Genomic DNA, 23,729 nt, shown 5'->3' with positions numbered 1-23,729 from the left:
AATAATCCCACAAAACGCTTACCACCTACCTTATTCCATTTCTGTAATTCACTAGGAACAGCTTCATAATCCCCTTGATTAAGCTTCTTCAACAACGTTGACTTACAAAAGGCTTTCGTTCCTACGTTATAACAAAACGATACCAATGCCGCGAATTGGCAATCCGTTAACGGAACCGTCACCGTTTCCTCTACCGTCTTCTCAAATTGCTTTAAGTCTTCACAAAGAATGTCTTCTGCTTGCTCTTTGGTGATACATATGCCTTTTTTGACAAGCGGTTGACCAGCATTACTTGTATGGCCATAACCAATCGTCCAGATACATGCTACATCTCTATATGCCTCTAAACGCAAGCCTTCCCATTGCTTGATAAGCTCTAAACCTTCTGTGGGTATCTTTCTCATCTGATCCTCCATAAAAAAAGCCCCACATAAGCGGGGCTCAATAACGTGGTTTTTAGATGATTCTATAAGCTCTTCACTCTTTATTCTCTCTGATCAATTGCTCGACTTCTTCAATGCTAAAGCCAAGTCTAAACAGCAGCGCGTATTCACTTTCCTGTAATTCATATTGGTAACGCTTTTCTACAGAATCTCCCTCTAAATCAAGCGGAACGTTTTGGCTTACATAAACTCTATGGCTTTCATCCTCTACTCCATCCTCTCCCTCGTCTAGTTCTTTTACCAAACATCAAGCTTAAAAATACCGTTCACTTATTTTGAGTTACATCAAGCTGAAATACCTATAATTCTTTCTCATCAAAAATCTTGAATAAAAAAGGCAAGTTGCTGCTTAAATTACTGCTAATATCAAAAAGATCAAAGCCAATTTTGCCACCATCTTTGACACTTTTAGTATATGAGATTCCGATACATGAGATAAGCGCCATATCGTTCTTCCATCGGTATGTTCTATATCTATTCACGAAACATAGCTGCTTCAGAGTGGGAAATATTATATATTTGTAGCAATTTCTTTTAATTTATTCATATTAAAATACAAATCCGATACCTTTCGGCAAAATTTATCAAGATAAATAAACAATTCATCAGAGAGATATATCTTTTTTTCTCGAATTCTCATTAAATCCTCAGTTTTATTATTTAACGGATGCGCTTCAAAATTACTTGCGCGATTTCCTGCTAATTTGGTAGGCATATAATGATTTATGATGTTACAAAAACTACAATCTAAAGGGCCAGAAACATTACTTCCAACCATACCAACGTAGTTATCTTTATTCTCAAAACACTTATATAATTCTTTAATATTACTTGCAAATGGCTTATAGACAAAAGCATTATAGCCATATTCGTGAATTTTTTCATAACCACATTTCACGAATGTCTCATCAGCGATATTTAAGAAACCCAAATCTGGAATTTTTGAAGGAAATTTCACAGGCTGTTCTATTCCAAACAAATTATTCTTATCTATCCTATCAATAAAATAATTCCACTGCTCAAAATTAATACTTGTATTGAAATCAATAATAAATTTTATTGTTTTCATTAACAATTGCAATTGTATCATCCAAATACTGATTTGATGATTTCAATTTTATCAAATCATAATTACGTATCTCATCATCAATAATTTCACCTATTCCTATCGTTTTAATAGATTTTATTAATCCAGAATTAATAATTTTAGCCATTTCAACTTTTTTAAAAAAATCTTCCAACCCAAAGAAATAGCTTAAAGAATTTGAAAAGTGTTTACTTTTATTTATTGATCTTTCATTTACAGATTTTATAAAATCGTCCGGCATTTCTCCGTGACTAGGTGACAATGGCAACTCCATAGCAAAGGGCGAAATAACTTTATCCCGAACAGTAAATAAAATTATCAGTTCTGTTTTTTCAACTAACACACCAGAAGAACTGTGAAAAGAATCTGATAGTTTATATTTATTGGTGTAAACTCTGATGCGTATATCCATATTTTATCTCACAGTCAGAAAAAAAATCCCGTATCATATTTAACTGAAATGTATTCTCGTACTTTTTTCTATTTTCAAAATTAACTAAAATGAACTCGGGAGTAGCGATACATATTAGAGCTAACACTTCTGCCAAATCGAATCTCTCCGATAAAGTAATCGTCACACTATATGGTACGCTATTTTTTTTCATACATTCTATGTTACGCACCCACTTTTGTTTATATTTTTTACTGTCTAGATTTCTTATCTCTGAAATAACATCTGTGCCTATTTGTATCCCTAAAAAGAATGGATTGCTCTTTAATAGCTTCAAATATGGTTGAATATAGATGTGCCCCCCTGTTGCAATCCGAAAATATTTTTTACAAATGAGACACATACAAGTATATTCATGAAGTAAATCATAATCGAGCTCAAAAGGCTCTCCACCAGAAAGAATAATAAAATCAGATTTTATGTCATTTATTGTATATAAAGATTCAGGAAACCCGTCATCTCTCACCATACATTCCATCGAATACGGACAATGATTGCATCCCGCACTGCAATTTTCATTACAAATTACAATATTATCGCCCATGAAATTTCTCATTCAAGTTCATATAATCCAATACTAATTGTTTCATGAAAATATTTTGGTATAGACAAAGATCAGAAATTTTTTTAGCTACAAACGCTTTTATCATTGGGAAAGCTTCATCCTTTGATATAGACAGCAAATGAGAAATATAGTCTACCCGTTCTTCTAAATTGAGAGATAATCTTGGACTGGTAAAAAATGTTAAGATATCCAATTCCGGACTGGCTTCTTGACATAAATCCCAATCCACTACCACAAAAGAACTATCAGGAGTAACAATGATATTATCAGGATGTAAATCTCCATGTGATAAGATTATATTCTTGCTTAATCGATCTTGAAAGATCTTATTGATTTGATCAATAATCGCCTTTTGATGTAGCAAATCCATTTGGCTCAATACAGTACCCCGGATAAACTCCCATTCGACTACTTCATCGCAAAGTGTTATCAAATTTGGTGCAGGATAGAGACTTTGTCGAAAAGAGCCATCCTTGATGTTTTCATTAATGCACGATGCTTCCGGATAAATTTGCCCATAGCAAAACTCTTGATGCTTGCGTTTCAAGAAATGTTGTTTTGACGATTGTGCATTTTCAGGCTGTAACCAAATGATTTCTTGTTTTCTGACAAAAATAATTAAAGCAGACACCCCAAAAATCACAGCCATAATCACTGCCAACCACAAATTAGCTTGCCAGAATGTTGAAAAAACATGACCGTATAAAAAACTGAATGCAAAGGATACAACAGCTGTAATAATGGCTGTAAATGATAAAACAGTCGCGATAGCTTTGGGATCAATCAGTGAACTTATAAGAAGAGACGACAGATAAGATCGATAAGCAGATTTAAAAACACATAGCAGTAAAAATCCTAATATAAGAGCCGCAATGACTTGAAATGACATGAGAAAAAAAGCAATGGTTACCATACAACCAATCATTACGACGGGAAAAATAGGATTTTGAAACTTTGAAAAATACTTCTGAAACAATATATTGGAACTTGCTGAAAAAAAATTCCCAATGATAAAAATAATCGAAACCAAAATAGCAGGTTGAAATGGCAAAAAATCAGAAAATGCGATAGAAACAGTTCGATTATTAACCAAAATAGCAAAAGCCGAAACTGCACTTAAAAAAATAAGAGTGAAGCGATAAGGATTTTTGACTTCTTTACGGCTGGCGCACATAACTGTGAAAATACTCGGATGAGCGTTGATATGAAAACTATCTAATCCCTTCGTCAGTTTTGAAAACATAAAAATAGCAAAAATTAATGAAAGGACTTGAAAAATCACAGGCAATGCAGGATGCACATAATAAAGTATTCCCCCTAAAAAAATAAGTACCGTTGTCACACTATAGGTAACAGCAGCCACTTCGGACTTAACGGAAAACAGTGTGCGATGCTTTGGTACTATAGAAAAGAGTAAACTATCTTCCGCACCTGAGAAACAAGCAGCTGCTAATGTAATACACAACAAATAAGTGGCGTAAGCAAAATATGCATAATTGATAAAAAGAGCTAAAAAACCGCAAAGAAAGAAAAACAGCCCAGTATAAATAACGCGCTTACTTCCATAAACATCTGATAATAAACCCAAGGGGACTTCTAAGACCAAAGGAAGCAATAAAAAATAACTACCGATTAAAACAATATCCGCTTGCGACAAATGCAATTTTTCCGACAAAAAAAGTGGTAAAACAGCAACCACTAGAGCAGTAGACTTGCTAACACTATAAATCTTAAATTGCTTAACCTTATCCACAAAATACCTTCCCACGACATCCGCTACATGCGCCAGATTCTTTCAAAGATTTTAAAACGCTTTGGGCAGACCAATCTATTGCCTCATAATTTTGTAGATTCCCAAAAGCTTCTGAATAAAAGCAATTTTTTAAATCTCCATTATAGTCCAACACCAAGGATGAAAATGGAAATAAACACATTAACGGCGACGAAACGTACGTAGAATTTTCGCCTAAGTAATAATTAATACAATTTACAAAATTTTGTGACGTCCATGAGATTTTCCTTTCTTGGAACTTTTTATCTATATAAATCTGGAGGGGAGATTCTTTCCTTGATAATTCATCTCTCAAATGAAAAAGTGAGGCGTTTGGCGGAAGAGTTTTGTTTCTCAAAGCTTTAGATCGATCCTCTGTATTATTTTTTCTAGAAAAACTAAATGACGACGTATCGAGCGGGCTGAATCCGATATAATTAACATCTTTGCTTATACAAAAATCGATAAAATTAATAATATTTTCTAGAATCTCTTTTGTAACTGTCGCTCTTATTCCTATACTTTGCAGAGGTTGAAGATTCTTAACTGTTTCAATGTTTTTCCACACGCGATCAAATTTATTCGCCCCCCGTATATCATAATATCCTTGGACACTAGTCGAATCCATAGAAATAACAATTTCTTTTATGTCATACTGTAAAATCCATAAATTTTTATGCAATAAGATGCCATTGGTATTTAATTCAACAGGCAGACCTAGTTCATTCAACGTTAATAAAATATCTTTAAGCTTCGGATGCATTAAAGGTTCTCCCCCAGAAAGCATTACTGAGGCAGCTCCTTTTTCTTTAAACATTCTAAATAAGGGTATTAAACTTTCTGGAGTATGCCAATTTTTTTCCTTAATCTTCCAGCAATCGCACATGGTACAAGGGCTATTGCAATTCTGGATAATATGTATAATAGGTGTTACAGGTACCCATAATTTTTTAAGATCAAAAATTGAATCTGACGCACTAATCAAGTTCTCCTTCTTTAAAAGAAAACCATTCTTTTCTAGTTCTCTTAACAAGATTGAAAAATCTGATGCTAAAATCTCTATCTCTACATTAAGCTTTGCCGCAACAGTTTCAATTTTCTGATTCTGTAAAAAACTGAATCAATTAAAATTATAGCTGAATCGTTAAGCACAATAGTCTGAAAATCATTTAATCTAGTTATGCTATTCTCGTCGAGATTAATACGAAACATTTCCCCTCCTAAATTGTTTCTTAATAATACAATGAATAAGAGCGCTGCTGCGCCCTTATCCTGCTTTTTTATTTTTTTCTATCTCGCACCAATGGTTTATAACAAGTTAAAGTTGCACTATTCACAGTGCTAATCACCTGCGGTTTTTTATATGACATAATATCCTCCGCATATTGTTATTATGTACCTTATTTATATTCAAGACAATTAGTATTTTGTAAAAAATCTGCGATTTTACAACTTTATAATTGTAAAGTCAATTTAACTGTATTACACAATATTCAGTTTGGAAAACAAATTGGCCTATACTGGTATAAATCGAAAAACTCTTGTGCTCAGCTAATTTCCATTTTAATTATTAAGTTCATTCAAAAAGTATTATTCCTGATTTCAATGGCTATTTCACTTCAATTGCAATAAGAAATATGCAATGCTTTGCTTTATCAAATAATTTTAAAAAGGTTTTTTGGGCTGAAATAAAGAATAGTTGTTGCGTAAATCAGCTTCTCAGAAGGAAAATTTTTCAATTATTTTTCTGTTTTAATTGTAATTTTGTGAAATACTACTTGCGGTGAAATTACCTTTAAAAGAGGTTCTACTCGACACCAAAATACAAACTTTTATTTCTTATTAAAGATACAATCATATTGATTTATAATGATAATTTAGCGTTATTCATATTGAATGAGAGACCCGAATAACGCAAGTTTCTCTCATTTCAAACCTGTTTATGTTGAATCAATCAAAACCACTCGCTTGCACATAACAAGTGGGATGAGTGTGTGGATCAAATTTGTATAAGAAAGAACTAAAAATGTTTCTTATGAATCGTCTTAATGCAAGGGCTGTCGCAACATTGGGGGCTGGCAAATAGTGTGATGGTGCCGGTTTGCTCCATAAGCGTAAAGATGGCGGTGCTCAATGGATTTATCGATATACCATTCACGGGCGCCGTCGTGAAATGGGCTTGGAAGCGTTGCGAGATGTTTCTTTAAAACAAGCCCGTGAATGTGCAAAATTGCTTCATATGAGTGTTTTAACATTCCAGCGTCATGTAACAAATGGATCTTTACCAAAGCCTTTGAAATTTGGTTTTTTGTCCCGTTGGTTACAATCGGATCTGATCAATGCTATAGAGCAAGCTAAACAGCAACGTTATAACGATGTCGCATAAAAGAAAACCTTGTCACGTAAGGACGGACAAGGCTTTCCATTTTCACTCAAATAATGAATAGCAAAATCCGTTCTGTGACACAAGTAACAGGACAATAATATGTTTTATGAAAAATTCTCAGGGTATTACACGTGCCTTGCGTGGGGTTTGACATGGGCATTATGGAAGTGCTCGTTGTTCAGCCCATGATGATCAATTGCCTAACTTATCCCTTGCCAATGGACATGATGGGCGTCTCTTACTCACTTGTTATGCGGGCTGCTCTTTTAGAGAGATCATACAAGCGCTTAGAAGAATTAGCTTGCTTGGGAAACAAGCCTTTGTTGATAAAATTTATGATTACACGCTTTCTTTCTCAAAACAGTTTTGTGCTGATCTCAAACGAGCAAAACAGAAAGCAGAAAGAGCAAAAGCAATTTGGCAACAAAGCCAACCGATAAAAGATACGCTAGCAGAAACCTATTTACGCAAGCGGGGTATTACGTGTGAATTGCCTGCTGATTTACGTTTTCACGATAAATGCCATCACCCATTAGAAATGACACTGCCGGCGTTGGTTGCTCTTGTTAAGGAAGCTGGCTCCTTTGCCATTCATAGAACCTTTTTACAAGCCAATGGCTGTAAAACAGATCAGAAACCAGCAGATGATGGGGGTCGTAAAGCAAGTTTCACCCTAGCTGCGCGTGTTTATAGCCTAGGCTTTGAGGTTTTTATCATGCAAGCCCCTAACGCTTTAGATTTCAAAGATTTTCCCTCTTTTCAAAAGGTATTAACTTTGAACACAAGCGTGATTCACACCACGGGTGAGTTAGGTGCAAATGTGAGGAAATCAAGATGAATAATGCACCGTTAACAACCATGGCCAAAAAATATGGTTTTTCTGATCATGAATTTCAAAAAACTATCATAAAAACTTGTATTGGCAATCAAAATGCCGAAAAAATCTCTGATGAAGAATTTGCTGCTTTTGTCTCTGTTGCAAATAATTATGGTCTTAATCCTCTCACTAAAGAAATCTATGCGCTCTCGAAAAAAGGCGGCGCTATCATACCCGTTATCTCTATTGATGGATGGATTAAGATTATTAAGTCTAATCCGAACTTTGATGGTATGACTTTTCAAGATCAACTCGATAAAGATGGTAATATCATTGCCATTAAATGCGCTATTCGTCTTAAAGGCATTAAAAACCCTATCGAGGTCAGCGAATATTTAAACGAATGCAAACAAAAAAGTGACACTTGGCAAAAATACCCAGCGCGCATGCTACGTCATAAGGCCACTATACAATGCGCACGCTATGCTTTCGGGTTTTCTGGTATTTATGAAGAAGACGAAGCAGCACGTATCAATGAAGCTAATCGTAACACACAAGATAAGTTAATTTCTTATGACACGCTCCAACAAATTAGAGAATTAATCGAACAAACTGGAGCAGAAGAAGTAAAGATCCTTAATTATGCAAACGTCGAAAAGCTTGATGATATGTCTGATAAAACAGCACAAAAGGTTTTGAATGTTCTGCAAGGAAGACCAAAGATCTTGAAACCACAATCTCTCCCAGCACAAGAACAAATAGACGCACCTACGCAAAATCACGAATATATTCATATCCAAGATATTGAATATGCACCAAAACAGCAAGAAACGGTGGTGTGAAATGGAACAAAGAACAACAGAATGGTTTCAAGCACGATTAGGCAAAGTCACCGCTTCAAACATTTACAACATACTCAGTAAAACAGCTAAAGGATTGCCCACAAGCAAATATGAAGATTACAAAATCAAACTCATCACAGAGCGATTAACAGAGGAAATAAGCCAATCTTATACGACACCTGCTATGCAATGGGGCATTGAACATGAAGAGGACGCACTAAAAGAATATGCATTCATTTATGACGCTGAAGTCATAAAATGTGGATTTATCCAACATCCCACAATAGAAATGGCTGGTGCTAGTCCTGATGGCTTTGTTGGTGAAGACGGTTTAGTGGAGATTAAATGCCCACAATCACCAAACCATTTACGCTTCTTTATAGATGACAATATCAAGCCTGAATATATCGCAAAAATGCAATTCCACATGGCTTGTACGGGACATAAATGGTGTGATTTTATCAGTTATGACCCGCGTTTTACGGGCGTTTCATCTCACTTGTGCATGAAAATCAAACGTATCAATCGTGATGAAAAGCAAATTGAAGAGATTAATCAAGCTGTCGAAGTCTTTTTAGCAGAAATAGAACAAGAAATACAAAGAATCTCTACAAAAGCCGCTTGACATTATGGGGGCGCTTCTTTTCTTCATCATATGCCTCTTAGCACCCCCACCCTTTCATAACAATTTTCAATCAATTCGTGATTCACGACACAGGTGAACTGTGCCTCAATGTAAGGAGAAAAGATATGGCGCCTCGTCCAGCTACCATAACGCAACCAGCCATTGCACGCGCTTTAAGAGAAGCAAAAAAGCAGGGATGCGAACTCATAGAAATAAAGCCCACTGGTGAACTGCTTATCTATCTTAAATCCGATATCCCAATACCAAATTCAGTGAATCATCCAGACAAACTCTTAGATTTGTCCACGAATGAATATTACGAAGCTTTGCTCTCTAAAATGTGAAATTTCTATGCCAAAACCACGCTCTCCTCATCTTGTTAAAGAAATTATACGGCATAGTAAAATTATATGGTATGTACGCATTGGTCATGGATCACGTCGTAGAGTACATGGAACCTATGGAACGCAAGAGTTTATTGATAACTATAAAAACGCGCTTGCTGAGTTACAAGGCATAATCCCTCCAAAACCTAAAACCAGCAAACTGATTGAAGGATCATTTGCATGGCTGCTTAAACAATATTTTAATAGTCTCAATTGCTACAGCCTTGCTAAAGCCACGAAAAGACAAAGAGAACTGATCCTTATGAAGGTATGTGATACCATAGGAAACATTCCATGCCAAACAATTGATAAGAAGCATATCATTGCCGGCGTGGAACGGCGTAAAGAAACACTATCAGCTGCTCAAAATTTTCTGAAAGCGCTTAATGGGTTGTTTTATTGGGCAATTGAACAAGATCTTTTAGAAAATAATCCAACAGTAGCTGTTAAGAGACCTTCTCTCAAAAACAAAGAAGGCTTTCCTGCTTGGACAGAAGAAGATGTTGAGAAATATTATCACAAATGGCATCATGGTACGCATGAACACGTATGGATTGATGTCCTTTTATATACGGGCTTACGTCGTGGTGATGCCGTTCGCATTGGCTGGAAAGATGTAAAAGATAATATCATTCATCTCAAAACAGAGAAAAGTAAATTCCAAACAGATGTTTTTCTTCCTATTTTACCAGAATTAGCCAAAACGCTTGAAACTGGTCCTATTGGAGATGAAACATTCATCTGTAGTAAAATTAATCAAAAATTTATCAAAGAAAGCTTTGGAAATGCATTTAGAGACGCTTGTAACGAGGCTGGAATTAAAAAATCAGCCCATGGGTTGCGAAAATTAGCAGCAACACATGCAGCTAAATCTGGTGCAATAGTCTCACAACTCAAAGCAATTTTTGGCTGGACAAAAGACCCAATGGCATCTCTTTATACAAAGAGCGCAGATTGTAAAAGATTAGCTCTTGAAGCTATAAAAAGCTCCAAAAAAGTTAGGGATAGAAGAAAAAAAACATCATAGAATCAAGATTCAACTATTCCCTTACTATTACAGTAAAGTATTGATTTTATTTGTGTTCTGTCTGTTCTTTTGGCACCAATTTTGTTTTTAGCACATTGAAATATATAGTTTTCTATTTAATTGTCTGTCTTCAGACCACCTTTCAGTTCACCTCTTGTAGTTTATACAGTTTTGCTTAATTTGTTGCTATTTGGAGTAAAGGCTAGAATCTCTTTTTTCTCCACCTCATTACTCTTTCTAGCTTGTATGGCTTTGGAAATACACCTTGAGCCCCCAATTGCGAATCGTTGGTGTGGATACACTAAAAAGCTGTGCACACTCATGGATCATTATATATCATCGCCATCATTAAATATCATCTCATTACCTTTCCATTTTTTATGTTATTTAATATTCTCCAGAAATATTTTGATTATTAAAATTATTAACTTACTCAATAAGAAAAAGTAATAGTGTGTAAATATATACACATTCTGAAATTGGAGCATGGAACGAAACAGCCGAAAGATAATTGCAAAATTAAAATGCGATGGCTTTAAACTTTTTAGAGTAAAGGGTTTTCACCATAAATTTAAAAAAGATGGTCAGATTATTATTATTCCACATCGTAAGAAGAATCTTCCAATTGGTACAGCGCGTTTTATTGCAGTACAAGCAGGCTGGTTAAAAAAAGGAGAAGAAGAATGAAAAGATTTTTTGCTCTTGTTCATAAAGATGAAGATTCTGCTTTTGGTGTTCAGTTTCCTGATTTTGAAGGTTTATTCTCTGCTGCTGATGAAGAAGAAAATCTTATCATAAATGCTACCGAAGCCTTACAACTTTATTGTGAAGATATGGATACAGTGCCTGCTCCTTTAAAATTTGAAGAAGTGATACAACAGAAAGCTGTTAAAAAAGCTTTGTCATAAGGAGCCTTTTTAATACAAGTTCCTTTTATTGAAAATGATGCGGAAGTCATACGTACCAATATATCAATTGAACGAGGACTGTTACGTGCAATTGATAATTGTGCACAAGAGAGAGGTTTAACAAGATCTGCTTTTTTGGCAACAGCAGCCCGCCATGAGCTTAATATTTAGCTATATATTAATGAAAATCAAAAAGCAGCAGGTAAACAAAATGCTATAGTTAAGAGGGATATAACTATCATTGATATCACATACATGGCATCCAATACTTCTGCTCCTGTCATTTCCTTTCCCTCCTATAATAATTGCTCAATATTTATAAATAAATAAATTTTAAGCAGCATCGTTAATACCAATTGTAACTGCTTTTCCGAGAATATGGAGAGTGGATTCTAAAGCCTCTAATTTTGTTTCATGATTTAGGTCTAATAATCGATCAATTTGTATTGGGTGCAGTTTTAAAAGACGCATAAGATCTGCCTTACGTAAATTTTTTTCGACCATAGCATTGTGTATTGCGATCTTCAAAGTGACCAATAAAGATACTTGGACAAAAGGATAGGCAGCATCACGAGCTCCAAAAGTGACAACTTCTCGATCTTGGAAACGCCCCATAATAACTGTTAAAAGGGCATTTTTAGCATGTTCCAAAGCCTCTTTTTCGTCGTTACCATAGGTAATAAATTCCTGAAAGTCTTTGGAAACAACAAGAACAGTATTATTGTCATCTTTGATAAATTTAAGTGCATATTTCATTTACATCTCTATCTTCAGGCTCACTTTATCAAGATCTTTGAGAATTCTGTTACTCACCCTGTTCCTAACTCTTTTCGAGTACCATGGCATGGGCAACACTGTCTTTTTAGAACGAAGTCTTACGATTAAATTGCCCACCTTTCCCTGAGGTAAAACAGCAACCATGTTTTGTAAGATATCTTGTTAATTCTCGACTGTTCATAAATGTAACATAACATTCTATAATGTTTAAATACAACATATATGTTATTATTTATAGAAGATAAAGAATGTCTTTAAAATACTAAATTTTTATCAAAAAAATAAACGACCCAATAGCTTTTGAAATGAATCTGAATGGTAAAACTAGGCAACTTAGCAATACTAGAGATATGATTTTTAGCTTCGGAAAAATAATATATCATTCTTAACAGTTAAAGAGTAGAGATATACAGATACTCGGCAAGAAGTAGGCAAATTTTCTCCATTTGGTGAAATAGAATTATATCTTGAAGATAGATTCATTTTAGAAATAAAGGTCACATGCAACACTAAATATTAACCTTTTTTCATAGTCTCATTTTTTACTCATCTCACTCGGACCAAATATAGCCCTTATAATCGATAATGCAACGGATGGTTTTATAATACAAATATTAAATCCCAAGGTATCAATATTCTATATAGCGGCCTTCCCAAAATTCTTATCTTCCGGTGGTGGCATTAAAAAAGGATTTGAACTTGTAACAATACATTCCTTCAACATATTTGCATGGTTTACTTTGATGACAGTTTTTATATCATTTGCTAGTACCATTTTAAAAAAGCAAAAAATAAAAGGCTATATTAATATAGCGACAGGAACAGTCTTATCTCTGTTTGCTTTTTTCATTTTTTTTGGATGACTTCATCTCTCAATAATAAGTTGCACAATTAACAGAGAAATTTTCCTATGGTTTTGTCTGTTTATCGCCCTTAATATCGATATTCTGTCGTCCACCGGAACTTATATTATCACTATTCTTCCTTATTTTCTCTGTATAACTAAACTATGAGTTGACCTCATGAATTCCTTCGAATCTTGATAAATTAAAATAAAGTTTGAGACCGCATTTTGCGAACGCTATCTCTTTTTGCAGACGATTAATAAAATGTTATAGTTAAATTCTGTTACCAGTTTTCTCCAGAATTAATGAAAAGACAATAATAACTGCTTAAACATCATAAGTCCGGTACTATCAGACAAAAAAGTTTGCGGAGAACTTTATATAGCAGAATAGTCTCATATAATTAAAACTTTAAACAGCGTCATCATACCACAGGATTTATATCCACCTCTAGCAATAATAAATAAGTGATCTCTAAACAAAAAAAGTGAAAAAAATAACCTACAATAATAATAATAAAATAAAAAATTACATAATTATCAATTTTTTTCATAAAATGTATTTTTACAAAATTAAAAATACTTTTCATAGAAAATATAAATCCTATATATTACATTAAAATAGCTATGGAGGTATCTTTATGTTAAATGTACAAACTGTTTCAATTATACTGACTTGTCCTATAACTAAAATATTAAGGCGATTTTCAGTCGCTATTTTTTTGACACTGTTCGTACCATTTCTAAGTGGTTGTGGATTTAATACGATACCAACAAATGAGGAAAAAGCAAAAGCTGCATGGAGTGAAGTGCTCAATCAATATCAACGCCGTGCAGATCTTATTCCTAATCTCGTGGAAACTGTCAAAGCCTATGCGGCCCATGAACAAGCTGTTTTTACAAATGTCATTGAAGCACGTGCCAAAGCAACGCAAGTAAATATTAATGCTGATATGTTGAATAATCCAGAAATAATGCAGCAATATCTTAACAATCAAGCAAATTTATCAACTGCACTTTCACGCCTTATGGCTGTTGTTGAGAATTACCCTGATCTTAAAGCAAATCAGAATTTTCTTGCTCTTCAATCACAATTAGAAGGAACTGAAAATCGTATTTCTGTCGCACGCCGTGATTATATTGAAACCGTACGTGTGTATAATACTGCTCTCAAAACAATGCCAACCATGATTTGGGCCAAATTATGGTTTCGTGATGCTAAACCTATGCCTACTTTTACCATCGATACAAACAGCCAACAAACACCGAAGGTCAATTTCAATTAATGAAAGCGTTTCGATATTCTATACAATGCAATGTTCTTCCATGTTTATGGGCTGTTTTGAGCGCTCTATGTTTGGTCATTGCATTGGGAAACGTCTCTTACGCCCAAAGCCAATTTCCTCCCTTAACGGGCTATGTTAACGATGTGGCTCATTTGCTTGATAATACAATAAAGCAAGATTTAACAAAAAAACTAGCTGAGCTTGAAGAAAAAACTGGAGATCAAATTGTCATTGTAACTCTCCCTACCCTTTCAGGAGTAGATATAGAAACATACAGTAATTCTCTTTTTCGTAGATGGGGATTAGGTCAAAAACAGATCAATAATGGTGTATTACTTGTTATTGCACCAAATAAACGCGAAATGCGTATTGAAGTGGGCTATGGTTTGGAAGGAGTCCTAACAGATGCTCTTTCTACAGTTATTATTAACACCTTTGCTCTTCCTCATTTTCGTGAAGGAAATTATCAAAAAGGAATTATCGAAGCAATTCATGCAATTATCAATGTCATTACAGAAAGTGATTCTGATTTTTCTTTGCGAATGAGGGAAAAAGCTAAAATTGTTGAAGCACAACGGAAACAAGCTGAAAAAGAAGAAATGATAGCGAGTACAATCATATTTTTAATATTTTTTATCGTCTTTTTTCTTCCTATTCTTGCAATGATTTTTGGAAAAAAAGTAGGACCACAAAAATATCTTTGGATGGGAATTGTTTTCACACCTTGGTTTTTAAATTTCAATGCTCACAGCAGACGTTCTGGTAGAATTTTTGGAAATAATTCAGGAGGAGGAGGATTTAGAGGTGGTGGTGGATCATCTGGTGGTGGTGGTGCGACAGGAAGATGGTAAAATAAATGTACATTTTCATGCGTAGTAAATTTTCCTAAGATAGAATTTTTGAGCGTACTCTCTTACTTTTAATAAACTATTTTACATCTTAATCTATAATTCTGTTACTTAAATTATAAAATATATTCCAACACCAACATAAATATCGCTCATGACATTTGAAACAAAACATATTGATCGTGATCACTTATCACATCAGTTTAAAGCAATCTCTGGAAATCCACCAGTTGAATGGAAAATAAGTTCTAACTTGGTCGAATATCCTGAAGCACTGGGTTATATGCAAGAGCGTGTAGAAAATATTCTTGTAAAAAATGCATCTGAGCAAGTTTGGCTTCTTGAACATCCCTCCCTTTATACAGCTGGTACAAGTGCCGATAAAAAAGATCTTTTAGCACCTCATTTGTTTCCTGTTTATGAAGCAGGTAGAGGTGGTGAATTTACATATCACGGTCCAGGACAGCGTATTGCTTATATTATGCTTGATCTGAAACGCCGAAAACAAGATATCCGTGCTTTTATTAGTGCATTAGAAGAATGGATCATACAAATGCTTGCCCAATTTAATATTAAAGGGGAGCGTCGCGAAGATCGCGTTGGTGTTTGGGTTAAACAACATAATTTCACCTCAACACAAAACAATCTTTCTGCGGAAGATAAAATTGCAGCTATTGGCATTCGCGTGCGCAAATGGGTGAGCTTCCATGGGGTCTCCATTAATGTTAATCCTAATTTAGCGCATTATTCAGGGATTGTCCCCTGTGGAATCTCAAATTATGGTATAACCAGCTTTTTTGACTTAAATGTTCCTGTAACAATGCATGATATTGATATTGCTCTCAAACAAGCATTTGAACAAATTTTTGGTCCAACAATTGATGTTTCCTAACTGCATTGATTTTTAAATAAAAAACAGGCATAAAATTTATTTTTATGAAGATTATATTTTATGAGGTGGATAATCAAACGCCATGAGCGATAATAGCAAAGATCTTTTTAGTATTTTAAATAATGCTCATTCTCGGATAAATACAAAAGAAAAAAATCTGCAATCTTCAGTGAATGCAGAAACTGTGGCTTTTAAAAAAAATACCAAAGATACAAAAGAAGATAGCTATACTGCTTTCTCTATTCGCGTACTGGAAGGCTTGGAGCCCGTGCGTTTACGCCCTGGAATGTATATTGGCGGGACAGATAGTAAAGCACTTCATCATTTGTTTGCGGAAATTATTGACAATGCTATGGATGAAGCTGTTGCTGGTTATGCAGACTTAATTGATGTATCATTAGATAGAGACGGTTATGTGAGCGTTACGGATAATGGACGTGGCATTCCTGTTGAAAATCATCCTCAAATGCCTGACAAATCTACTCTTGAAGTCATTATGACACAACTCCATTCAGGTGGAAAATTTGATGGAAAGGCTTATCAAACTTCTGGTGGACTCCATGGAGTGGGAATTTCTGTTGTTAATGCTCTTTCTGATGATATGGAAGTCGAAGTAGCACGAGAGCGAAAACTTTATCGACAACGTTTCTCACGCGGTATTCCTCAATCTGGATTAGAAGATTTGGGAGATGTTTATAATCGTCGTGGCACACGCGTTCGTTTTCATCCTGATAGCAAAATTTTTGGTGAAAAAGCAGCTTTTGATCCAGAAAAAATTTATCAAATGGCGCGCTCCAAGGCCTATCTTTTTGGCGGTGTGAAAATTCGCTGGAGTTGCGATCCTTTCATACTCGAAGGGACAAAAAATATTCCTGAAAAAGCTGTTTTTCATTTCCCTGATGGTCTCAAAGACTATTTACTCTCATCTCTGAAAGATGAATACCGAGTAACGTCAGAGATTTTTTCTGGCAAAACAAAACAGGATAATGGTCATGGCTGTGTTGAATGGGCTATCGCTTGGCATGGCGGTGATGCTCATGTACAATCTTATTGCAATACTATTCCCACTGAAGAAGGGGGAACGCACGAAACAGGACTGCGTCAAGCTCTTTTGCGCGGATTAAAATCTTATGCGGAGTTAATCGGAAATAAGCGTGCCTCTATCATTACATCAGATGATATTATGATTTCAACAGCTGCAATACTTTCAGTTTTCATTAAAAATCCTGAGTTTGTTGGACAAACCAAAGACCGATTAGCAACAATTGAAGCGCAGCGTATCGTTGAGAATGCAATACGCGATCCTTTTGATCATTGGCTGACAAATTCTCCGCAGGAATCAACAAAACTTCTTGATTGGGTGATTGAACGTGCTGAAGAACGCGTTAAACGACGCCAAGACAGAGAAATAAATCGAAAAACGGCTGTACGTAAATTACGTCTACCTGGCAAACTCGCAGATTGTAGCCAAAACCATGCTACTGGTGCTGAATTATTCATTGTTGAAGGCGATTCTGCAGGTGGTTCTGCTAAACAAGCACGAAATAGAGCAAATCAAGCGATTTTACCTCTTCGTGGGAAAATCCTCAATGTCGCCAGTGCAGCGCACGAAAAAATGCACTCAAGCCAAACGATTTGCGATCTTGTCCTTGCACTTGGATGTGGAACCCGCTCTCAATATCGTGAAAAAGATCTTAGATATGAACGTATTATCATTATGACGGATGCAGATGTTGATGGTGCTCATATTGCCTCACTCCTGATTACCTTTTTCTTTCAAGAGATGCCCGATCTTATTCGTCAGGGACATTTATACCTTGCAGTTCCCCCCCTTTATAGAATATCGCAAGGGGGAAAAGTTGCTTATGCACGCGATGACACCCATAAGGATGAATTATTAAAAACCGAATTCACGGGAAAAGCTAAAATTGAAATTGGACGTTTTAAAGGGCTTGGTGAAATGCGTGCTGAACAGCTCAAAGAAACGACGATGCATCCCCAAAAACGTACATTGCTTCGCGTTTCTATTGATGCAATGGAAATGCAAGAAACTAAAAATACCGTAGAATGTCTTATGGGAACAAAACCGGAAGCGCGCTTCCGTTTTATACAAGAAAACTCTACTTTTGCTGCCAACCTCGATATTTAATTTTTTTAAAGAGCGCTCTTAAACCACTGCAGCAGCGTCAATCACACGCAGCTGTGGAGTAATTGTTCCATTCCAATAATTCAAACTCAGATTACCAGCCAAATGGATCATTTCACCAACATTTTTAGCCAGAAAATCCCCAAGTGCTGTTCCCACAGCATGAAAAGCTATTCCTTGCAATTTTTTCCCTTCAATATTAGACATAACAAGGCGAAAATGCCCTTTACCAACCTCACATAAATTCGTTAACCGATGAGAGGGAAGCACAAAAACAGGTGTCGTATTTCCTGAACCAAAGGGGCCAGCCTTTTCAATCATATCAAAAAGTTCTTTATTCGCACCAGACGCAGAAAGACAACCATCTATATGGAGTGACTTTTTAGCGCGCAATTGTGAAACCATTAAAGAGACTTTTTCTTCCAGCCACTCTCGAAAGCTTTCAATTTTTGCTGATTGGATTGTAATCCCTGCTGCCATACTATGCCCCCCTCCTTTTGCTAATAAATTGAGTGTAACAGCTTCACGAACAAGTGCTCCTAAATCTATTCCGCTAATTGAGCGGCCTGATCCTACACCACTTCCATCTTCTTTCAATGCAATAGCAAAAACAGGACAAAAAAAACGCTCTTTCAAACGCGATGCAAGAATACCAATGATTCCCGGATGCCATTCTTGATGAGAAATCACAAGCGACAGCGGTGTTTCTGGTTCTTGATAAAGAGAAGCAATATAGGATTCTGCCTGCGCCAATTGAATGCTCTCCATTTCTTGACGTTCTTGGTTAAGTTGATTTAATTGCGCTGCTATTTTGTCCGCTTCATCTTGATCCTCACAGCTGAGCAAACGGGCCCCCAAAGCTTGATCACCAATACGCCCTCCCGCATTAATTCTAGGACCTAACAAAAAACCTAAATGAAAACTATTAAGCGGTTCACCTATACGCGCAACCTTTGTTAAAGCTGCTATGCCAGGATTATGCATAGAACGAGCAACTTGAAGCCCTTTCATCACAAAAGCACGATTAACACCTTGTAACGGAACGACATCACATATGGTTGCCAAAGCAACAAGATCAAGCATACTGAGAAGATCAGGAAGTTTTCCTGCAAACTTCTTCTTGCGCAACAAATGATGAACCCATGCTAAGGTAACAAAAACAACGCCAGCGGCACATAAATGCCCTTGTTCAGAAATATCATCAGGACGATTAGGATTGACAAGTGCAACAGCTTCTTGATGAATTTCTGACATTTGATGATGATCTAAAACAACAACATCAGCGCCTGCAAGCCTTGCTGCTTTGACTGCATCTGAACTGTTCGCTCCACAATCCACTGTGATAATCAAATGCGCGCCTTTTTTTACTAACATTCTCATTGCTTGTTCGTTGGGGCCATAACCTTCAACAATGCGATCAGGAATATAAATTTTGACTTCGATGGCCAAAGCACGAAGAAAGCGTGCTATGAGTGCCGATGAACAAGCACCATCCACATCATAATCACCAAAAACTGCAACCTTTTCTTGATTGAGAATAGCCTTTACGATGCGCTCTGCAGCGCATTGCATATCAACAAAACTTTCTGGATCAGGCATGAGCGTGCGCAATGTTGGATTGATAAAGGCAACAGCTTCAGATTCATCGACATCTCTTGCCGAGAGAACACGGGCTAATTGATCTGGAAAGCCGAATTTTTGAGAAATAGCGCGTGCATTATTGATCCCTTGAATATCAAGAGCATCCAACCAAGCCTGCCCACAAGCAGAAGATTCAACATTGAGAAAATAACGGGACCGCTGCATTGTTGCGTATTCTATAATGAAGGTAAATAAAATACAATCACGCTTGAAAGATAAAATAGTCTTTTGCCACATTCACTCTCAATAAAATATACATAAGCACTTTTCTATATACGGTATCATAATACCTCATTAATAAAGTGCTGTTTTATAAAGTTTTTATTTTCTCTTGACGTAAATCAAAAGACATTATATCAGAGCAGACAATACGCGTTAGATATTTCGCTGTGCTAACAATTTTCAACGCAAACAATGAAAATTGCCCTCGTATTACAAGGGCTTTAATAAAGGATACTTCTATGGCAACTTTTTCACAAAAGCCAACTGAAGTGGTGAAAAAATGGGTTCTTATTGACGCAGAAAACCTTGTTTTAGGTCGTCTTGCCACATTTGTTGCTAACCGCTTACGTGGTAAACATAAAGCTACATTTACTCCACATGTTGATGATGGTGACAATGTTATTGTGATCAATGCAGACAAAATATCTCTTACCGGAAAAAAATATACAGATAAAAAATATTATTGGCATACCGGTTATATTGGTGGAATTAAGGAGCGTACAGCGCGTCAGATTCTTGAAGGTCGTTTTCCTGAGCGCGTTGTTGAAAAAGCTGTAGAGCGTATGATTCCTCGTGGGCCTCTTGGTCGTCGTCAATTGAAGAATCTTCGTGTTTATGCTGGGAGCCAACACCCGCATGCAGCACAGCAGCCCGAAGCTCTTGACGTTGGTGCTTTAAATCGCAAAAACAAAAGGATTGCTTGATTATGGCTGAAATTAATTCTCTTGCCGAGCTTAGCACAGTAACAAATACTGTAGAAGCTCATGAAAATGTCGCTCCCATCCATGTGCAAAAACTTGATGCACAGGGACGTGCCTATGCAACAGGAAAACGTAAAGACGCTGTTGCTCGCGTATGGATCAAACCTGGTTCTGGAAAAATCACCATTAATAATAAAGAATTTGACCAGTATTTTGCGCGTCCTGTTCTGAGAATGATTCTTCGTCAGCCAATTGTTGCAACAAATAGGGATAGTCAATTTGATATTGTTGCAACCGTTGCAGGTGGCGGTCTTTCCGGACAAGCTGGTGCGGTGCGTCATGGTATTTCCAAAGCTTTAACCTATTACGAACCAGAGCTTCGTACAATTCTGAAAAAGGGGGGCTTTCTTACACGTGATAGCCGTGTTGTTGAACGTAAAAAATACGGTAAAGCGAAAGCACGTCGTTCTTTCCAATTCTCAAAGCGCTAATTTTCATTTTTGTGCAATGTATAGAGCCCCGTTTTCAGCGGGGCTTTTTTGTTTGTTAAAGCAGAATTTTTATGACACGAGAGTTGGTCCGTTTATCAATGCTACTTTTGAGGCAAATATAGCGGAAAATTTATATCTGTCGGAAAAAAACAGAAAGATAAAATAGCCATTTTTTATTAGATCAGTATTAAGAAATCGATCTAAAAAGCTTCAAAACTTTGATTTTAATTTTCAGAATCCGTCCTTTAATCATTCAGACATAGCGAACCGCTGGCTCATAGAAATATTGGCAATATGCCTGCAGTGATCTCAAAAACTTTTCAGTATTTGTTCCATCATCATTTAACAAAGTTTCAGTCTAAAAAATTCTTTACCATTGAGATAAAATGCGGAACGGAAATGGGCTTTGACATATATTCCTCACATCCACTGGCACGAATTCGTTCTTCATCCCCTTTCATCGCAAAAGCTGTTACAGCAACAACGGGAATAGATCTCAACTCCTCATCCTCTTTTAATTGCTTAATCACATCTATCCCTGATACTTCAGGCAACTGAATATCTACAAGAATAAGAGAGGGCATGGATGAACGCGCCAAATCTAATGCCATAAGACCGTTACGCGTCTCAACAGTTTGATAGCCACTCGCTTCCACAAGATCACGGAATAACTTCATATTCAGTTCGTTGTCTTCCACGATCATGACTTTTTTTGACATTACTGTAACTCCACCCTTTGAGATAAATAGATCAAGAGAAATGAATACATACTCCTTTACTTGTAAGATAAAATGATCAAAAAAATTGTAAACCACAAAACAATGAAATAATGCCCAATAAAAGCATTTTTTTGCAAATATTTGTAATATTCATCACTATGCCTTTTCAGTTCATAAAAATAAAATCCACAATAACCGTAAGATTACGTTATCGTATATCTTCAAATTTTGTGCGCAAAATTTATGGATAACTCGACTAATGCATATGTCTTTTTATCGTGAAAGATATCAATCACGAAAGTGAACTCAAACGCATATTTTAAAGAGAAAAGTTTAAGTAACATTAATATGTACAAATCGCGTGTTCAATAAGCAGTCTTTTCTGTTAAATTAGAGCATTCATTCTTATAATATTTTATATTTTTATCATTCATCAATAGAATACTTTAAAGAACAGATTCAAATAGCGCCTTACTATAAGCTTAAAATGGAAATTTTAGGATTAATCACACATGCAATGAATGATAAAAGCATCATTTTTGTTTATTGAAAGAGAGGATATGAAGCTTTATTTTGCTCTTTTTCTCGTTAGCCAAAATTGAGAAATAAGCCTAACTAAGTTTTTTAATAATAGAAAATTACTTTTTTATAATACAATAATATAGATTATAATTAAAACAGACTATTTTATATAATTTAATACATTATCAAGTAAATTATATCTATAAATCACAATAAAAACAAATATACAAAAAGAAGTTGAAGATATAAGTATAAAAAATAACTTTAATAACATTACTTTGTTTTCTTTTTTACTATAATCTTTAGACTTAAAAAACAAATTTAAATAAAATATAGCTGTAATTACACTTATTATTGAAAATAACATATTTACAATAAAACTACTAAAATCTTTCCACATAAATAATAACCACTACAAATTATTTCATTAAATAATAAAGTCCAAAATATATTATAAAATATATAATAATTATAATTGACCCTAATTTTATAGACTGCCTCCAAGTAGGAAATTTTAATTTAGAATAAAACATACTTAAAACTACAAATATATTTGTTGCAAGTAATGTATTTTTAATATTAAACATAAGATCAATCATAACAAACTCCAAATTAAATATATGAAGTTATATAAAAATTAACTAAATAAAATAATAAGAAGAAAAATACAAAAAATGAAATTATTCTTATAAATGATTTTTTACTAATATCTTTTTTAAGACACTCCTTAGATTTATAATACAATTCAAATAAAGCTATAAAGACAAATAAAATAGATATTGATAAAAATAATTTAATTAATTCGCTAATAATATGAAAAACATCCATAACATAAAAAATTTCCAAATTAGAATATAGAATTATTATCTAAGAGTTAATTTTATCAACACTTATAGACACATTAATAAAAATGCGTCTATAAGATTATTATAAAATAAAAGATATATTTATAAACTAATAATAGCACACATTATACTGAGCATCTAACCCTGCAATTCCTCCTACACCGTAACCAACAGTACCACCAATCGTTTGTCCGAGTCCGACCCCGCCCCAAAAACCTACTCCACCTGTTCCTGCAGCTCCTGTTAGCCCTCCTATAGCTCCTCCACCAATTTGTCCTATAGTAGATCCGGTTAATCCATATGAATGTGCTGTCGAGAGATAATCCCCAATTGTACACCCATACTGTGTTCCACTGCTTGAGAGATTTATTGATGTAAAATTAGACCAACTATTAGATATACTATTAGATAAGCTAGACCAACCATTAGATATGCTAGACCCAAATGAACCAAACATATAATTCCTCCTCCTTGTTTATTGTTTATT

General features: G+C 35.2%; 25 protein-coding genes and 4 pseudogenes. 16 read left to right on the top strand and 13 right to left on the bottom strand.

Annotated features, from left to right (window positions below; all coding sequences use genetic code 11):
* From BN202_RS00575 to BN202_RS00550, 8 genes are all read right to left on the bottom strand, one after another.
* Nucleotides 1-404: lysozyme (locus BN202_RS00575; RefSeq protein WP_034987018.1), on the bottom strand; the 404-nt coding region annotated here is incomplete at its 3' end.
* Nucleotides 405-477: 73 nt separating this feature from the next.
* The gene (locus BN202_RS00570) at nucleotides 478-687 is read right to left on the bottom strand and encodes a hypothetical protein (RefSeq protein ID WP_019218573.1); all 210 of its coding nucleotides are present in this window, start codon (nucleotides 685-687) and stop codon (nucleotides 478-480) included.
* A 55-nt stretch (nucleotides 688-742) separates the two neighbouring features.
* Nucleotides 743-889: a hypothetical protein gene (locus BN202_RS09665; protein ID WP_019218572.1), complete on the bottom strand. Its 147-nt coding sequence runs from the start codon at nucleotides 887-889 to the stop codon at nucleotides 743-745.
* A 65-nt stretch (nucleotides 890-954) separates the two neighbouring features.
* The gene (locus BN202_RS10150) at nucleotides 955-1,512 is read right to left on the bottom strand and encodes a hypothetical protein (protein WP_019218571.1); all 558 of its coding nucleotides are present in this window, start codon (nucleotides 1,510-1,512) and stop codon (nucleotides 955-957) included.
* Nucleotides 1,487-1,942: a hypothetical protein gene (locus tag BN202_RS10145; protein WP_019218570.1), complete on the bottom strand. Its 456-nt coding sequence runs from the start codon at nucleotides 1,940-1,942 to the stop codon at nucleotides 1,487-1,489. The genes BN202_RS10150 and BN202_RS10145 overlap by 26 nt, the downstream gene beginning before the upstream one ends.
* Nucleotides 1,911-2,525, bottom strand: coding sequence for a radical SAM protein (locus tag BN202_RS00560; protein WP_019218569.1), 615 nt, complete (start codon nucleotides 2,523-2,525; stop codon nucleotides 1,911-1,913). Before BN202_RS00560 ends, BN202_RS10145 begins: the two co-directional genes overlap by 32 nt.
* Nucleotides 2,515-4,299, bottom strand: a complete 1,785-nt coding sequence (locus tag BN202_RS00555) for an MFS transporter (protein ID WP_019218568.1) — start codon at nucleotides 4,297-4,299, stop codon at nucleotides 2,515-2,517. Before BN202_RS00555 ends, BN202_RS00560 begins: the two co-directional genes overlap by 11 nt.
* On the bottom strand, nucleotides 4,292-5,302 hold the full coding sequence (locus tag BN202_RS00550) for a radical SAM protein (RefSeq protein ID WP_244426371.1): 1,011 nt from the start codon (nucleotides 5,300-5,302) through the stop codon (nucleotides 4,292-4,294). The genes BN202_RS00555 and BN202_RS00550 overlap by 8 nt, the downstream gene beginning before the upstream one ends.
* Nucleotides 5,303-6,343: 1,041 nt before the next feature.
* Here BN202_RS00550 and BN202_RS09870 point away from each other — a divergent pair.
* From BN202_RS09870 to BN202_RS00520, 7 genes and pseudogenes are all read left to right on the top strand, one after another.
* A pseudogene (locus BN202_RS09870) lies at nucleotides 6,344-6,544 on the top strand (Arm DNA-binding domain-containing protein); the annotation flags it as partial.
* 3 nt (nucleotides 6,545-6,547) lie between these two features.
* Nucleotides 6,548-6,703 (top strand): helix-turn-helix transcriptional regulator, encoded by a 156-nt coding sequence (locus BN202_RS00545; RefSeq protein ID WP_244426392.1) that lies wholly within the window; start codon nucleotides 6,548-6,550, stop codon nucleotides 6,701-6,703.
* Nucleotides 6,704-6,809: 106 nt separating this feature from the next.
* Nucleotides 6,810-7,541 (top strand): annotated as a pseudogene (locus BN202_RS00540) (DUF7146 domain-containing protein).
* Nucleotides 7,538-8,362 (top strand): phage recombination protein Bet, encoded by an 825-nt coding sequence (gene bet, locus BN202_RS00535; RefSeq protein ID WP_019218564.1) that lies wholly within the window; start codon nucleotides 7,538-7,540, stop codon nucleotides 8,360-8,362. Before BN202_RS00540 ends, bet begins: the two are co-directional and overlap by 4 nt.
* 1 nt (nucleotide 8,363) lies before the next feature.
* Nucleotides 8,364-8,987 (top strand): lambda exonuclease family protein, encoded by a 624-nt coding sequence (locus BN202_RS00530; protein ID WP_019218563.1) that lies wholly within the window; start codon nucleotides 8,364-8,366, stop codon nucleotides 8,985-8,987.
* 125 nt (nucleotides 8,988-9,112) lie between these two features.
* Nucleotides 9,113-9,331 carry a hypothetical protein gene (locus BN202_RS00525; RefSeq protein ID WP_019218562.1) on the top strand — a complete coding sequence of 73 codons (219 nt, stop codon included), beginning with the start codon at nucleotides 9,113-9,115 and terminating at the stop codon, nucleotides 9,329-9,331.
* Nucleotides 9,332-9,338: 7 nt separating this feature from the next.
* A complete protein-coding gene (locus tag BN202_RS00520; protein WP_019218561.1) occupies nucleotides 9,339-10,400 on the top strand; it encodes a tyrosine-type recombinase/integrase in 1,062 nt (353 codons plus the stop codon).
* A gap of 161 nt (nucleotides 10,401-10,561) precedes the next feature.
* Here BN202_RS00520 and BN202_RS10140 read toward each other — a convergent pair.
* A pseudogene (locus BN202_RS10140) lies at nucleotides 10,562-10,759 on the bottom strand (helix-turn-helix transcriptional regulator).
* A gap of 127 nt (nucleotides 10,760-10,886) precedes the next feature.
* Here BN202_RS10140 and BN202_RS00515 point away from each other — a divergent pair.
* Both BN202_RS00515 and BN202_RS00510 read left to right on the top strand, forming a co-directional pair.
* The gene (locus tag BN202_RS00515; RefSeq protein WP_019218560.1) at nucleotides 10,887-11,087 is read left to right on the top strand and encodes a type II toxin-antitoxin system HicA family toxin; all 201 of its coding nucleotides are present in this window, start codon (nucleotides 10,887-10,889) and stop codon (nucleotides 11,085-11,087) included.
* Nucleotides 11,084-11,479: pseudogene (locus BN202_RS00510) on the top strand (type II toxin-antitoxin system HicB family antitoxin). The gene BN202_RS00515 and the pseudogene BN202_RS00510 overlap by 4 nt, the downstream one beginning before the upstream one ends.
* 162 nt (nucleotides 11,480-11,641) lie before the next feature.
* On the opposite strand, the gene BN202_RS00505 reads toward BN202_RS00510, so the two are convergent.
* Complete coding sequence (locus BN202_RS00505; protein WP_019218558.1) at nucleotides 11,642-12,064, bottom strand: hypothetical protein; 423 nt, start codon at nucleotides 12,062-12,064, stop codon at nucleotides 11,642-11,644.
* A 569-nt stretch (nucleotides 12,065-12,633) separates the two neighbouring features.
* Between BN202_RS00505 and BN202_RS09335 the strand changes: the two genes are divergently transcribed.
* The 5 genes from BN202_RS09335 (at nucleotide 12,634) to parE (ending at nucleotide 18,104) form a co-directional block, all read left to right on the top strand.
* On the top strand, nucleotides 12,634-12,948 hold the full coding sequence (locus tag BN202_RS09335) for a LysE family translocator (protein WP_341871760.1): 315 nt from the start codon (nucleotides 12,634-12,636) through the stop codon (nucleotides 12,946-12,948).
* A gap of 622 nt (nucleotides 12,949-13,570) precedes the next feature.
* Nucleotides 13,571-14,215, top strand: coding sequence for a LemA family protein (locus tag BN202_RS00500; RefSeq protein WP_019218556.1), 645 nt, complete (start codon nucleotides 13,571-13,573; stop codon nucleotides 14,213-14,215).
* Nucleotides 14,215-15,066 (top strand): TPM domain-containing protein, encoded by an 852-nt coding sequence (locus tag BN202_RS00495; protein ID WP_019218555.1) that lies wholly within the window; start codon nucleotides 14,215-14,217, stop codon nucleotides 15,064-15,066. The genes BN202_RS00500 and BN202_RS00495 overlap by 1 nt, the downstream gene beginning before the upstream one ends.
* A 151-nt stretch (nucleotides 15,067-15,217) precedes the next feature.
* Nucleotides 15,218-15,955, top strand: coding sequence for a lipoyl(octanoyl) transferase LipB (gene lipB / locus BN202_RS00490; RefSeq protein ID WP_019218554.1), 738 nt, complete (start codon nucleotides 15,218-15,220; stop codon nucleotides 15,953-15,955).
* Between the two features lie 82 nt (nucleotides 15,956-16,037).
* Nucleotides 16,038-18,104, top strand: coding sequence for a DNA topoisomerase IV subunit B (gene parE / locus BN202_RS00485; protein WP_019218553.1), 2,067 nt, complete (start codon nucleotides 16,038-16,040; stop codon nucleotides 18,102-18,104).
* Between the two features lie 18 nt (nucleotides 18,105-18,122).
* On the opposite strand, the gene recJ is transcribed toward parE, so the two are convergent.
* Nucleotides 18,123-19,907: a single-stranded-DNA-specific exonuclease RecJ gene (recJ, locus tag BN202_RS00480; protein ID WP_034987013.1), complete on the bottom strand. Its 1,785-nt coding sequence runs from the start codon at nucleotides 19,905-19,907 to the stop codon at nucleotides 18,123-18,125.
* A gap of 296 nt (nucleotides 19,908-20,203) precedes the next feature.
* Here recJ and rplM point away from each other — a divergent pair, with 296 nt between their 5' ends.
* A complete protein-coding gene (rplM, locus tag BN202_RS00475) occupies nucleotides 20,204-20,668 on the top strand; it encodes a 50S ribosomal protein L13 (RefSeq protein WP_019218551.1) in 465 nt (154 codons plus the stop codon).
* Between the two features lie 2 nt (nucleotides 20,669-20,670).
* The gene (rpsI, locus tag BN202_RS00470; protein WP_019218550.1) at nucleotides 20,671-21,156 is read left to right on the top strand and encodes a 30S ribosomal protein S9; all 486 of its coding nucleotides are present in this window, start codon (nucleotides 20,671-20,673) and stop codon (nucleotides 21,154-21,156) included.
* 353 nt (nucleotides 21,157-21,509) lie between these two features.
* On the opposite strand, the gene BN202_RS00465 is transcribed toward rpsI, so the two are convergent.
* Both BN202_RS00465 and BN202_RS00455 read right to left on the bottom strand, forming a co-directional pair.
* Nucleotides 21,510-21,875, bottom strand: a complete 366-nt coding sequence (locus tag BN202_RS00465; protein WP_019218549.1) for a response regulator — start codon at nucleotides 21,873-21,875, stop codon at nucleotides 21,510-21,512.
* 1,476 nt (nucleotides 21,876-23,351) lie between these two features.
* On the bottom strand, nucleotides 23,352-23,699 hold the full coding sequence (locus BN202_RS00455) for a hypothetical protein (RefSeq protein WP_019218547.1): 348 nt from the start codon (nucleotides 23,697-23,699) through the stop codon (nucleotides 23,352-23,354).
* Nucleotides 23,700-23,729: the final 30 nt, after the last annotated feature.

The sequence above is a fragment of the Bartonella florencae genome (assembly GCF_000312525.1).
GTDB classification, from domain to species: domain Bacteria; phylum Pseudomonadota; class Alphaproteobacteria; order Rhizobiales; family Rhizobiaceae; genus Bartonella; species Bartonella florencae.
Note: the sequence above shows the minus strand (reverse complement) of the source record. Positions and strands in the feature narration are given on the sequence as shown.

What these genes read in the sequence shown, in the direction of transcription:
- BN202_RS00515 (WP_019218560.1), top strand. Translation starts at nt 10,887, where the DNA reads ATGGAACGAAACAGCCGAAAGATAATTGCAAAATTAAAATGCGATGGC.
- BN202_RS00495 (WP_019218555.1), top strand. Translation starts at nt 14,215, where the DNA reads ATGAAAGCGTTTCGATATTCTATACAATGCAATGTTCTTCCATGTTTA.
- rplM (WP_019218551.1), top strand. Translation starts at nt 20,204, where the DNA reads ATGGCAACTTTTTCACAAAAGCCAACTGAAGTGGTGAAAAAATGGGTT.
- BN202_RS00455 (WP_019218547.1), bottom strand. Translation starts at nt 23,699, where the DNA reads ATGTTTGGTTCATTTGGGTCTAGCATATCTAATGGTTGGTCTAGCTTA.
- BN202_RS00465 (WP_019218549.1), bottom strand. Translation starts at nt 21,875, where the DNA reads ATGTCAAAAAAAGTCATGATCGTGGAAGACAACGAACTGAATATGAAG.
- lipB (WP_019218554.1), top strand. Translation starts at nt 15,218, where the DNA reads ATGACATTTGAAACAAAACATATTGATCGTGATCACTTATCACATCAG.
- BN202_RS10150 (WP_019218571.1), bottom strand. Translation starts at nt 1,512, where the DNA reads ATGAAAACAATAAAATTTATTATTGATTTCAATACAAGTATTAATTTT.
- recJ (WP_034987013.1), bottom strand. Translation starts at nt 19,907, where the DNA reads ATGCAGCGGTCCCGTTATTTTCTCAATGTTGAATCTTCTGCTTGTGGG.
- BN202_RS10145 (WP_019218570.1), bottom strand. Translation starts at nt 1,942, where the DNA reads ATGGATATACGCATCAGAGTTTACACCAATAAATATAAACTATCAGAT.
- BN202_RS09665 (WP_019218572.1), bottom strand. Translation starts at nt 889, where the DNA reads ATGGCGCTTATCTCATGTATCGGAATCTCATATACTAAAAGTGTCAAA.
- BN202_RS00520 (WP_019218561.1), top strand. Translation starts at nt 9,339, where the DNA reads ATGCCAAAACCACGCTCTCCTCATCTTGTTAAAGAAATTATACGGCAT.
- BN202_RS00530 (WP_019218563.1), top strand. Translation starts at nt 8,364, where the DNA reads ATGGAACAAAGAACAACAGAATGGTTTCAAGCACGATTAGGCAAAGTC.
- BN202_RS00560 (WP_019218569.1), bottom strand. Translation starts at nt 2,525, where the DNA reads ATGGGCGATAATATTGTAATTTGTAATGAAAATTGCAGTGCGGGATGC.
- BN202_RS00505 (WP_019218558.1), bottom strand. Translation starts at nt 12,064, where the DNA reads ATGAAATATGCACTTAAATTTATCAAAGATGACAATAATACTGTTCTT.
- parE (WP_019218553.1), top strand. Translation starts at nt 16,038, where the DNA reads ATGAGCGATAATAGCAAAGATCTTTTTAGTATTTTAAATAATGCTCAT.
- BN202_RS00525 (WP_019218562.1), top strand. Translation starts at nt 9,113, where the DNA reads ATGGCGCCTCGTCCAGCTACCATAACGCAACCAGCCATTGCACGCGCT.
- BN202_RS00500 (WP_019218556.1), top strand. Translation starts at nt 13,571, where the DNA reads ATGTTAAATGTACAAACTGTTTCAATTATACTGACTTGTCCTATAACT.
- bet (WP_019218564.1), top strand. Translation starts at nt 7,538, where the DNA reads ATGAATAATGCACCGTTAACAACCATGGCCAAAAAATATGGTTTTTCT.
- rpsI (WP_019218550.1), top strand. Translation starts at nt 20,671, where the DNA reads ATGGCTGAAATTAATTCTCTTGCCGAGCTTAGCACAGTAACAAATACT.